The 11,509-nt window shown below is 61.8% G+C and carries 7 protein-coding genes and 1 tRNA gene; 3 read left to right on the forward strand and 5 right to left on the reverse strand.

Features of this window, described 5'->3' with window-relative positions; all coding sequences use genetic code 11:
* Positions 1–213: 213 nt before the first annotated feature.
* Both rlmB and rnr read right to left on the reverse strand, forming a co-directional pair.
* Positions 214–969, reverse strand: a complete 756-nt coding sequence (gene rlmB, locus HX786_RS16075; protein WP_003217493.1) for a 23S rRNA (guanosine(2251)-2'-O)-methyltransferase RlmB — start codon at positions 967–969, stop codon at positions 214–216.
* On the reverse strand, positions 966–3,599 hold the full coding sequence (gene rnr / locus HX786_RS16080) for a ribonuclease R (protein WP_003217496.1): 2,634 nt from the start codon (positions 3,597–3,599) through the stop codon (positions 966–968). The genes rlmB and rnr overlap by 4 nt, the downstream gene beginning before the upstream one ends.
* Positions 3,600–3,823: 224 nt before the next feature.
* On the opposite strand from rnr, the gene HX786_RS16085 reads away from it, so the two are divergent.
* From HX786_RS16085 to HX786_RS16095, 3 genes are all read left to right on the forward strand, one after another.
* A tRNA-Leu gene (locus HX786_RS16085) sits at positions 3,824–3,910 on the forward strand.
* 145 nt (positions 3,911–4,055) lie between these two features.
* Positions 4,056–5,081: an extracellular solute-binding protein gene (locus HX786_RS16090; protein ID WP_008439094.1), complete on the forward strand. Its 1,026-nt coding sequence runs from the start codon at positions 4,056–4,058 to the stop codon at positions 5,079–5,081.
* Positions 5,081–6,646 carry an iron ABC transporter permease gene (locus HX786_RS16095; RefSeq protein ID WP_008439096.1) on the forward strand — a complete coding sequence of 522 codons (1,566 nt, stop codon included), beginning with the start codon at positions 5,081–5,083 and terminating at the stop codon, positions 6,644–6,646. Before HX786_RS16090 ends, HX786_RS16095 begins: the two co-directional genes overlap by 1 nt.
* A 108-nt stretch (positions 6,647–6,754) precedes the next feature.
* Here HX786_RS16095 and HX786_RS16100 read toward each other — a convergent pair whose 3' ends face one another.
* From HX786_RS16100 to HX786_RS16110, 3 genes are all read right to left on the reverse strand, one after another.
* The gene (locus tag HX786_RS16100) at positions 6,755–8,689 is read right to left on the reverse strand and encodes a methyl-accepting chemotaxis protein (protein ID WP_178912328.1); all 1,935 of its coding nucleotides are present in this window, start codon (positions 8,687–8,689) and stop codon (positions 6,755–6,757) included.
* A gap of 139 nt (positions 8,690–8,828) precedes the next feature.
* Positions 8,829–10,118: an adenylosuccinate synthase gene (locus HX786_RS16105; RefSeq protein WP_003217505.1), complete on the reverse strand. Its 1,290-nt coding sequence runs from the start codon at positions 10,116–10,118 to the stop codon at positions 8,829–8,831.
* Between the two features lie 54 nt (positions 10,119–10,172).
* Complete coding sequence (locus tag HX786_RS16110) at positions 10,173–11,360, reverse strand: ATP phosphoribosyltransferase regulatory subunit (RefSeq protein ID WP_177028646.1); 1,188 nt, start codon at positions 11,358–11,360, stop codon at positions 10,173–10,175.
* Between the last annotated feature and the right edge of the window lie 149 nt (positions 11,361–11,509).

Raw genomic sequence — 11,509 nt, forward strand, 5'->3', positions numbered from 1 at the left:
GCCTGCCATGAAGGCAAGGGGCGCAATTGTAGAGAAGGGGGAGAAAGGGTGCAAGGTGATTGGTGATTATTTGAACAGCCCCCATACACCACAAAAACAAATGTGGGAGGGGGCTTGCTCCCGAAAGCGATGTGCCAGTCACCAAATGCACTGACTGATACACCGTATTCGGGAGCAAGCCCCCTCCCACATTTTGACCTGCGCCAGACTTGGTTATTTCTTGGCTTTAGCCTTGGCGCCGCGCTGGCGCTGGGCTTCGAACAGGCAGACGCCCGTTGCGACTGAAACGTTGAGGCTGCTGACGCTACCGGCCATCGGCAGGTGCACCAGGTAATCGCAATGCTCACGGGTCAGGCGACGCATGCCCTTGCCTTCGGCACCCATGATCAGGATGGTCGGGCCGGTGAGGTCCTGGTCATAAATGCTGACCTCGGCCTCTCCCGCCGTACCCACGACCCACAGGCCGCGCTGCTGGAGTTTCTCCAGGGTGCGCGCCAGGTTGGTCACGGCCACCAACGGAATCACTTCCGCCGCACCGCAGGCGACTTTACGCACGACAGGCGTCAAGGTTGCCGACTTGTCTTTAGGTACGATCACCGCCAACGCACCGGCAGCATCCGCCGAACGCAGGCAGGCGCCGAGGTTGTGCGGATCGGTCACGCCGTCGAGCACCAGCAACAGCGGTGCGCCTTCGGTGCGGTCGAGCAGCTCGTCGAGCATCGCTTCGCCCCAGACCTGGCTTGGACTGACGTCGGCTACCACGCCCTGGTGAACGCCTTCGACCCAGACGTCCATCTCGCGCCGCTCGGCCTGGCCGATGGCAACTTTGTTCTGATTGGCCAGTTCGACCAGCGCTTGAACACGCGGCTCACTGCGGCCTTCTGCCAACCACACCTGCTTGACGCGTTTCGGGTGGTGACGCAGCAATGCTTCTACGGCGTGTACGCCGTAGATTTTTTCCAGACTCATGACTTGGCCTTAGGTTTGCGCGACCCGCCGCTTTTCGCGGGGGCCGAACCCGCTTTTGGCGGGCCTTTACGGTGTTTACTCGGCTTGCTCGACGGCTTTTCCGCCTCGCGGGACTTTCCCCCAGACGCCGCTTTACCACCGCTTTTGGCTTCGTTGAGCAACTGCTGCTTCAACTCGCGGCTCTTGCGCAGCTCGGCGTTTTTCGCCGCGGCATCGCTAGGGCGGTAGGCTTCGGGGGCCTTGTCCTTGGCAGACGAACGACGCGCAGGCTTGGCTGGCGCAGGCTCGGCGACCGCTGCTTTCGCAGGAGCGCCTTTGCCTTTGCTGGCCGGGGCTGCAGTTTCGCTGCCACGTTTTTTACGGCCAGTCGGTTCAGCCGGCTTGTCAGGCATACCGAAATCGATCTTGCGCTCGTCGAGGTCGACGCGCATGACCTGCACTTCCACGGTATCGCCCAGACGGAAGCTGCGACCGGTGCGCTCGCCCGCCAGGCGGTGATGCACAGGGTCGAAGTGGTAGTAGTCACCCGGCAAGGCGGTGACGTGTACCAGACCCTCGACGTAGATGTCGGTCAATTCGACGAACAGGCCAAAACCGGTCACGGCGGTGATCACACCCGGGAACGACTCGCCCACGCGGTCTTTCATGAACTCGCACTTGAGCCAGTTCACTACGTCGCGGGTGGCTTCGTCGGCACGGCGCTCGCTCATGGAGCACTGCTCGCCCAACTGTTCCAGGGCCGCTTCGTCGTACGGATAGATCCGTGCCTTCGGAATGGTCATGGCACCAGCACGCTTGACGTGCGGGGTGTTCTGCTTGGAATGGATCACGCTGCGGATCGCCCGGTGCGTGAGCAAGTCCGGGTAACGACGAATCGGCGAGGTGAAGTGGGTGTACGCTTCGTAATTCAGGCCGAAGTGGCCCTGGTTATCGGCGCTGTACACCGCCTGGCTCAGGGAGCGCAGCATGACGGTCTGGATCACGTGGTAATCCGGACGGTCCTTGATGCTCGCGAGCAGAGCCTGGTAGTCCTTCGGCGTCGGGCCGTCCTTGCCTTTGTGCAGGGACAGGCCGAGCTCACCGAGGAACGCGCGCAGCTTCTCCAGACGCTCCGGCGGCGGGCCGTCGTGCACCCGGTACAACGCAGGAATCTCGTGCTTTTTGAGGAATTCTGCGGTGGCCACGTTGGCCGCCAGCATGCATTCCTCGATCAGCTTGTGAGCATCGTTGCGCGTGGTCGGGGTGATCGCGGCGATCTTGCGCTCGGAACCGAAGACAATCCGGGTTTCCTGAGTTTCAAAGTCGATCGCGCCACGCACGTGACGAGCGCCCAACAGCACCTTGTACAGCGCGTAGAGCTGCTTGAGGTGCGGCACGACATGCCCGTACTCACCGCGCAGGGCCTTGGCTTCGCTGGTTTTCGGCTGTTCCAGGATGGTGCTGACCTTGTTGTAGGTCAGGCGCGCCTGGGAGTGAATCACCGCTTCGTAGAACTGGTAGTCGGTCATTTCGCCGGTTTTCGAGATGGTCATCTCGCACACCATGGCCAAACGGTCGACTTTCGGGTTCAGGGAGCACAGGCCGTTGGACAGCTGCTCAGGCAGCATCGGGATGACGCGCTCGGGGAAGTACACCGAGTTGCCGCGCACCTGGGCTTCGTTGTCCAGGGCCGAACCGATCTTCACGTAGCTGGACACGTCGGCAATCGCGACGAACAACTTCCAGCCGCCGGAGAACAGGCGCAGTTTGCCAGGCTTGGCTTCGCAGTAGACCGCATCGTCGAAGTCGCGGGCATCTTCGCCGTCAATGGTGACGAACGGCAGATGACGCAGGTCGATGCGCTTCTCTTTGTCTTTTTCTTCGACTTCCGGCTTGAGCTTGGCGGCTTCTTTGAGCACAGCCTCAGGCCAGACGTGAGGGATATCGTAGGTGCGCAGCGCAACATCGATCTCCATGCCCGGCGCCATGTAGTTGCCGACCACTTCAACGATATCGCCCTGTGGCTGGAAGCGCGCAGTGGGCCAGTGGGTGATTTTCACCTCGACGAACTGGCCCACTTTGGCGGCGCCATTGCGCCCCGGAGTGATCAGCACTTCCTGCTGGACCTTGGGGTTATCCGGCACCACGAAGCCGATGCCGCCTTCTTCGAAGTAACGGCCGACGATGGACTCGTGGGCACGGGACACCACTTCGACGATCACGCCTTCACGGCGACCGCGACGGTCGAGGCCGGAAACGCGCGCCAGGGCACGGTCGCCATCGAACACCAGGCGCATTTGCGCAGGGCTCATGAACAGGTCGTCGCTGCCATCGTCCGGGATCAGGAAGCCGAAACCGTCACGGTGGCCGGCGATGCGGCCGAGGATCAGGTCGAGCTTGTCCACCGGCGCGTAGGTGCCGCGGCGGGTGTAGATCAACTGGGCATCGCGCTCCATGGCGCGCAGGCGGCGACGCAGGGCTTCGAGTTGGTCTTCGGTGGTCAGACCGAATTCTTCAACCAGCTGCTCGCGGCTAGCAGGCGAACCCCGATCGGCGAGGTGCGCCAGGATCAGTTCGCGGCTAGGAATAGGGTTTTCATATTTTTCCGCTTCACGAGCGGCCTCGGGATCGAGGGACTGCCAATCGGCCATTAGAGAGTTTTCACCTTGTCTATATGCGGGTTAGTTTGGCATACGCGTATTGAAACGGGAAATTTCAGGTGTCAACAAGCCCGTAAAAGCACTTTGTAGCCCTTGGAATGCACCTTGCGCGACCGTCGGCGAAATATTCCAGACTTTTTTCATGGCAGGGCTTTACAGCTCAAAACAGCCTCCGTATAGTGCGCGCCATCGACGACGGCAACGTTGTTGATGTTGCCCAGGTGGTGAAATTGGTAGACACGCCAGCTTCAGGTGCTGGTGATCGCAAGGTCGTGGAAGTTCGAGTCTTCTCCTGGGCACCAAATTCAGATCAAACCCGCGAAAGCGGGTTTTTTCGTTTCCGGGGTTTGAAAACCTGACCGGTGATTTCCCCCCTCGTCCGCACTTGAGAAGTTTTATCGTTTATCCTTGTAAGGATTTGTTGCACTCAAGTGAGGAAAACCCCGGATGATGATCCGCGATACCCGTCTCAAGACATCCCTTCTGCGTGGCCTGACCATCACTCTGCTCGGCCTGACCCTGCTCTCGCCCGCTGCCTATTCTGCCGACAAGGTTGCACTGACCTTGTACAACGGCCAACACAAGGAGGTCGGCGATGAACTTGCCAAGGCCTTCGAAGCCAAGACCGGCATCCACGTCAATGTGCGCAAGGGCAGCAGCAACCAGCTGGCCAGCCAGGTCGTCGAAGAAGGTGACCGCTCCCCTGCCGACGTGATCTACACCGAAGAATCGCCGCCGCTGAATAAACTCGGCGAGCAAGGCCTGCTGGCAACCATCGACGCCAGCACCCTCGACGTTCTGCCGAAGGAATACGTGGCCGCCAACGGCGCCTGGATGGGCGTAACCGCACGCACCCGCGTCGTGGCCTTCAACCCGAAGCTGATCGCCGAGAAAGACCTGCCCAAGTCGGTACTGGATTTCGCCGGGCCCGAGTGGCAAGGCAAGGTCGGTTTCGTGCCCACCAGCGGCGCGTTCCAGGAACAAGCCGTAGCGATCATCAAGCTGCACGGTCGCGAAGCGGCTGAAGAGTGGCTGACCGGCCTGCGCGCTTTCGGCAAGGTCTACAGCAACAACATGGTTGCGCTCAAGGCCGTGGAAAATGGCGAAGTCGCCACTGTCTTGGTGAACAACTACTACTGGTTCGCCCTGAAGAAAGAAAAAACCAACCTGGATTCGCAGCTGCACTACTTCACCAACGGCGATGCCGGTGGCCTGATCACCGTGTCTGCCGCGGCTGCACTGAAATCCAGCAAGCATCCAAAGGAAGCCCAGCAACTGCTGGCATTCATGGCCAGCGAAGAAGGCCAGCGGGTGATCACCAACACTTCCGCCGAATACCCGCTGCGCAAGGGCATGGAATCCAACCGCGGCCTCAAGCCTTTCAGCGAGCTGCAACCGCCGAAAGTCACCCCTGCCGACCTGGGCAACGCCGAAGAAGCCCTGGAACTGGAACGTGACGTTGGCTTGAACTGATGAACCCATCGCTCCCCGCCCTCGCCTTGCGCGGGGGTTTTACGCCGAGACGCAAACGCCCTTCGATCTGGTTGCTGCTACCAGTCCTGCTGCTGGTAGGCCTGAGCCTGTTGCCGCTGGCGTATGTCGGCCTCAAGGCCTGGCAGGCAGGATGGGCCGAGGCGGTGCATTTGCTGTGGCGGCCCTATGTATTCGGGTTGCTGCGCAACACCCTGGCGCTGATGGTCGGCGTCACCGTGGCCTGCGGCGTGATCGGCTTGTCCCTGGCCTGGCTGCTGGAACGCAGCAACCTGCCGGGGCGGCGGATCTGGGGAGTGATCCTGTGCCTGCCGTTCGCGGTGCCGGCGTTTGTCAGCAGCTTTACCTGGGTTTCGTTAAGCGCCAACTTTGAAGGGTTGGGCGGAGCGATCCTGGTGATGACCCTGTCCAAATACCCGCTGGTGTTTCTGCCGGTGGCGGCAACCCTGCGCAATCTTGATCCATCCCTGGAAGAATCGGCCCGCACCCTTGGCCTGAATCGCTGGGGCGTGTTCTTTCGCATCACCTTGCCTTTACTGTGGCCGTCACTGCTGGCCGGGGCACTGTTGATTGCCCTGCATATGCTGGTGGAGTTCGGCGCCTTGTCGATCATCGGCTTGCAGACGTTTACCACCGCGATCTACCAGCAATTCGAGCTGGAGTTCAGCAACGCCAATGCGGCGATGCTCTCGGCGGTGCTGCTGGTGATGTGCCTGACGCTGCTCTGGCTGGAGCTGCGGGTGCGCGGCAAGGGCCGACACGTGCGTACCGGCCAGGGCGCGGCGCGGCATGCCGAACAGGTTCGACTCGGCAAATGGGCGGCGCTGGGGCAGCTGTATTGCCTGCTCCTGGCGATCATCGGCAGCGGCATTCCACTGGGCATGCTCGGTTACTGGCTGGCAGTGGGCAGTTCGGCGGCATTTCCGATAGCTGAGATCAGCGAGGCGCTGCTTTCTTCGTTGGCGCTGTCCCTGGGCGGCGCCGCGCTTTGCCTGTTGTTTGCCGTGCCCGTGGGCTTGCTGGTGGTGCGCTACAAGGGCCAGCTCGCACTGTGGGCCGAGCGTCTGCCGTACCTGCTGCACGCCCTGCCCGGCCTGGTGATTGCGCTGACACTGGTGTATTTCGCCCTGCATTACGTGCCGGCGCTGTATCAAACGTCGGCATTGCTGCTGATCGCTTATGCGCTGCTGTTTTTGCCCCTGGCCCAGGCGCCGATCCGCACGGCGCTGAACAAAGCAGCACCCCAGCTGGAAGAGGCGGCGAGAACGCTGGGCGCGTCGTCGTTCAGTGCGTTTTGCCGGGTGACGCTGCCGATTATTTTCCCGGCATTGGGGGCGGCGTTTGCGCTGGTATTCCTGGATGCGATGAAGGAATTGACGGCGACGTTGCTGCTTAGTCCGACCGGGCTGAACACCTTGGCAACTGCCGTGTGGGCGCACACCTCGAATGTGGAATTCGCGGCAGCGGCGCCCTATGCGGCATTGTTGATTCTAGTGTCGGGGCTGCCGGTGTATCTGCTTACGACGCGGATGTACCTGAGCCGCTGAAATAGCTTTCGCGAGCAAGCCCGCTCCCACATTTGCTCGCATTCCAGAAGTGGAACTCGGTCGAATGTGGGAGCGGGCTTGCTCGCGAAAGGGCCGCACCAGGCGACATCAAGCCCGGAACTGCCCCAGGCTCGTCTTCAACTGCGCCGCCAACCCATCCAGCACCTTGCCACTGGCGGTGGTCTCTACCACCGCCTGAGCGGCCCGCTCTGCCTGGGCATGGATGATTTCCACCCGCCCACGCACCGCATGCGCACCCTGCGCCTGATGCTCAGCCGCCCGCGTCGCCAGGCCAATCGCTGCATGCACCTGCTCCACCGAGGCCTGCACCGACTGCTGCAGGCGCACGCTGTCGCGCAACACCAGCAAACCTTCGCTGGCCTGGCGCCCGGCCTTGCCGATGGTTTCCACGGCCTCACGGGCGCCTTGCTGCAAGGCCACGATGTGGGCCTGGATGTCGCCGGTAGAACTCTGGGTTTTACTGGCCAGGGCGCGAACCTCGTCCGCCACCACCGCAAAGCCGCGCCCGGTCTCACCGGCTCGCGCCGCCTCAATAGCCGCGTTGAGCGCCAGCAGGTTGGTTTGCTCGGCAATCCCGTGGATCACCGTCAACACCACCTCGATCTGCTCGCTCTGCTGCGCCAGCCGCTCGATCACCTTGGAACCGGCCTGCACCTGCCCCGCCAACGCCTCGATCAAGCTGCCGACTTCGGCTGAAGTGCGGGAATTTTCATCAGTCGCCTGGCGAATATCCACCACCTGCTGCAAGGCGGCCTGCATCGCATGGCTTTCCGCCTGGGCCTCATCCGCCATTTGCGACAGCGCCCGCAGGCTTTCGGCAACCTCATCACGCTGCAAGCCGGCGGCCGCATCGGCACCCGCATTGCGCAGGGTCATCGCGCCGATTTCCACGCCGGTACGCTGGGCCACATCACCGGCTTCACGCACGATCGGCTGCAACTTATCCACAAAGCGATTGACCGCCGAGGCCATGTCGCCGATTTCGTCCCGGCTATTGATCTGCACACGCTTGGTCAGGTCGCCCTCGCCTGCCGCCAGATCGTCCATCGCTGCAATCAGCAGCTTCAGGCGATTGACCACCCGACGGCCGAGCACTACAGCAATCAACAGCAATACACCAAAACCTACCACCGCCAGGCCCATGCCGATGCGCCAGCGCAAGGTGCCCGCCGCCTCTTGCACGGCGCTGGTGGTATTGGCGGTCATCTGGGTGGCGGTGGCTTGCGCCGACTGCAAACGCGCGCCCATGGCCGCCGCGCTGTCAGCCGCGGCACCCTTGAGGCTGTCGCCCACCAACTGGTCACCGCTGGCAATCAGTGCAGCAAAACGCTTGTCCAGCGCGGCCAGGTCAGCCTCGACCGAGGCAGTCGAAACCCCCATGCGGACCTTACCGATCTCTACGCCATTGGGGCTGATGGACGCTTCGACGTAGAACACCGAGGGATCATTCTTCGCCGCATCCAGCACTTTATCCAGGGCACGTTCGCCCTTGCCCTTTTCCAGCAGCGCCTGGTTGATCGGGTTTTCACGATTAAGGTAACGGGTCAGGTGCTCGCCAGCCGCGTCGTCATACACCACAAACAACACGTTGGGATTGCGCTGGGCTCTGCGGGCGAATTCCGACAGCGTCGGCACGTCGCTGTCCCACATGGCGCGCGGCGCCACCGAAGCGAGCAGTTGCGCCATGTCATTGGCAGAGTCCTGCAGGTCTTTTTCCAGGGTCGCACGCAGTTGCTTCTGCTCTTCCTGCAGGCGCGTGGAAAGCCCCGCCGTCAGACGCTGGCGCGTGCTGGAAGACAGACTGTCCAGGCTGGATGTCACTTCCTTGCCGGCTTGCGCCAACTCGCCGGACAGTTTCTGGCTGTCGACGCCCAGGCGATTGCCCAAATCAGCTTCCAATGCAGTGACGGTGCTTCGCGTCAGGGCGACGGCCACCAGTACCTGCACCAAAAGAGCGATACCTAGGGTAACGAACACCGGCCGCAACAGCCGGCTTTGTAACAATGAGAGAACGGCAGACACTGGGAATCCCTCCACCACGGGTGCCATTAATTTGATAGCACCGCGAAAGAAAGAACCATAGCAAGGGTCGTGCCGTTTACCAGGCGGAAACGACAAAGGGCTCCCGAAGGAGCCCTTTGCTTTTTACATCAACAGCTTATTAAGCGAACGGGTGACGCAGAACGATGGTCTCGTTGCGGTCCGGGCCCGTCGAAATAATGTCGATTGGCGCACCGATCAGCTCTTCAACGCGCTTGATGTAAGCGCGGGCGTTGGCTGGCAGTTCTTCCAGGGTCTTGGCGCCCACGGTCGATTCGGTCCAGCCTGGCACTTCTTCGTACACAGGCTGCAGGCCTACGTAGCTGTCCGCGTCAGTCGGGGCAACGTCCTTGCCTTCCGCATCCTTGTAGCCGATGCAGATGTTGATGGTTTCCAGGCCGTCGAGTACGTCCAGCTTGGTCAGGCAGATGCCCGAGATGCTGTTCACATCGATAGCGCGACGCAGGATAACGGCGTCGAACCAGCCACAACGGCGGGCACGGCCGGTCGTCGCGCCGAACTCGTGGCCTTGTTTGGCCAGGTGCGCGCCGACGTCGTCGAACAGTTCAGTCGGGAATGGACCCGAACCTACACGCGTGGTGTATGCCTTGGTGATGCCGAGGATGTAGTCCAGGAACATCGGGCCAACGCCCGAACCCGTCGCAACGCCGCCAGCGGTGGTGTTGGAACTGGTGACGTACGGGTAGGTGCCGTGGTCGATGTCCAGCAACGAGCCCTGGGCGCCTTCGAACATGATGTCTTTGCCGGCGCGACGCAGGTCGTGCAGCTCGGCAGTCACGTCCAGCATCAGCGGCTTGAGCAGCTCGGCGTATTCCTTGCACTCGGCCAGGGTCTTTTCAAACTCGATGGCCGGCTCTTTGTAGTAACCCACCAGCATGAAGTTGTGGTAATCCACCAGTTCACGCAGCTTGTCTTCAAAGCGCGGCATGTTGAGCAGGTCGCCCACACGCAGGCCACGACGTGCAACCTTGTCTTCGTAGGCCGGGCCGATGCCGCGACCGGTCGTGCCGATCTTCAGCTCGCCACGGGCCTTTTCACGGGCCTGGTCCAGCGCAACGTGGAAGGACAGGATCAGCGGGCAGGAAGGGCTGATACGCAGGCGCTCGCGCACTGGCACGCCTTTCTCTTCCAGCTTGGTGATCTCGCGCAACAGGGCGTCAGGTGCAACCACCACGCCGTTGCCGATCAGGCACTGCACGCCTTCGCGCAGTACACCCGACGGGATCAGGTGCAAGACGGTTTTTTCGCCATCGATGACCAGGGTGTGGCCAGCGTTGTGGCCACCTTGGTAGCGCACTACGGCGGCAGCATGTTCGGTCAGCAGATCAACGATCTTGCCTTTGCCCTCATCACCCCATTGGGTGCCCAGGACTACGACATTCTTACCCATAACACTTGTCCTCATTCGCGCAAACTTGGTGCCGGCAGTGGCCGGCAGGAAAACTCAAGAAGCCAGTGGCGAAACTTGCCAAAGCCCGTTCTGCTGAATCAATTGCCGGTCGCAGTCCGCTTCACGGGCGGCGGCCAATGGCTGCCCAGGCAAGGCCTGGACCACACGCTGACCCTCACTGCGCAACTGGCAAACCTGCTGCCAGAGTGCTGCGTCCGTACTGTCGGGCATCCAGATACCGCCAGACGGCAGTTCGACCTCAGCACGCCCCAGGGTCACCAGGGTTTTCAAATCGGTGGAAAAACCGGTCGCCGGACGAGCGCGACCGAAGTCGGCGCCGATATCGTCGTAACGACCGCCCTGGGCGATGGCCTGGCCAACACCCGGGACAAACACCGCGAACACCACACCGGTGTGGTAGTGGTAGCCGCGCAACTCACCCAAATCAAAATACAGCGGCAACTGCGGGAAGCGCGCAGACAACTGCTCGGCAATCGCCAGCACATCGTCCAGGGCCGCCAATACATCAGCCGGCGCATTCGCCAGGCGATCACGGGCGGCGGTCAGTACTTCACGGCCGCCACACAGATCCACCAGCGCACGCAGCATGCCGGCCAGGTCGGCAGGCACGCTCGCCGTAAGGGCAATCACTTCATCGATGGCCTTGCGCTGCAAGGCATCGAACAACTGTTGTTCCACTTCACCCGACAAGCCGGCCGCACGGGCCAGGCCGCGGTAGATACCGACATGCCCAAGGTCCATGTGCACATCCGGCACATCGGCCAATTGCAGCATGGCCAGCATCAGGCTGATGACTTCCACGTCGCTGCTCGGGCTCGCATCGCCGTACAACTCGGCGCCCAACTGGATCGGGCTACGGGAAGACGACAAGGCACGCGGCTGAGCATGCAGCACGCTGCCGGCGTAGCACAGGCGGCTTGGCCCTTCGCGACGCAGGGTGTGCGCATCAATGCGCGCGACTTGCGGCGTGATGTCGGCACGAAAGCCCATTTGCCGGCCCGATTGCGGGTCGATGACCTTGAAGGTGCGCAGATCCAGGTCCTGGCCCGCGCCGGTCAGCAGGGATTCCAGGTACTCGATATGGGGGGTCACGACAAACTCGTAACCCCAGCTCTGGAACAGATCCAACACCTGGCGGCGCGCGATTTCAATGCGCGCAGCTTCTGGTGGCAGTACTTCTTCGATGCCATCTGGCAGCAGCCAGCGGTCTACCGTTGCCATTACGCCATTCCCCTATGATCCGGGCGGCCAGCCCTCGGGCGAGCCTTGAGTGAAGCAGAAAATACCCGGCCCCTGCATAAACCACGCGCAAGAGCGACGTGACGAACGACCAACAATCGGCCTCGTCGGGCACTTTCCTCGAAAAACCT

The sequence above is a fragment of the Pseudomonas sp. 21615526 genome (assembly GCF_013386245.1).
Classification (GTDB): Bacteria; Pseudomonadota; Gammaproteobacteria; order Pseudomonadales; family Pseudomonadaceae; genus Aquipseudomonas.

What these genes read in the sequence shown, in the direction of transcription:
- rlmB (WP_003217493.1), bottom strand. Translation starts at nt 969, where the DNA reads ATGAGTCTGGAAAAAATCTACGGCGTACACGCCGTAGAAGCATTGCTG.
- rnr (WP_003217496.1), bottom strand. Translation starts at nt 3,599, where the DNA reads ATGGCCGATTGGCAGTCCCTCGATCCCGAGGCCGCTCGTGAAGCGGAA.
- HX786_RS16090 (WP_008439094.1), top strand. Translation starts at nt 4,056, where the DNA reads ATGATGATCCGCGATACCCGTCTCAAGACATCCCTTCTGCGTGGCCTG.
- HX786_RS16095 (WP_008439096.1), top strand. Translation starts at nt 5,081, where the DNA reads ATGAACCCATCGCTCCCCGCCCTCGCCTTGCGCGGGGGTTTTACGCCG.
- HX786_RS16105 (WP_003217505.1), bottom strand. Translation starts at nt 10,118, where the DNA reads ATGGGTAAGAATGTCGTAGTCCTGGGCACCCAATGGGGTGATGAGGGC.
- HX786_RS16110 (WP_177028646.1), bottom strand. Translation starts at nt 11,360, where the DNA reads ATGGCAACGGTAGACCGCTGGCTGCTGCCAGATGGCATCGAAGAAGTA.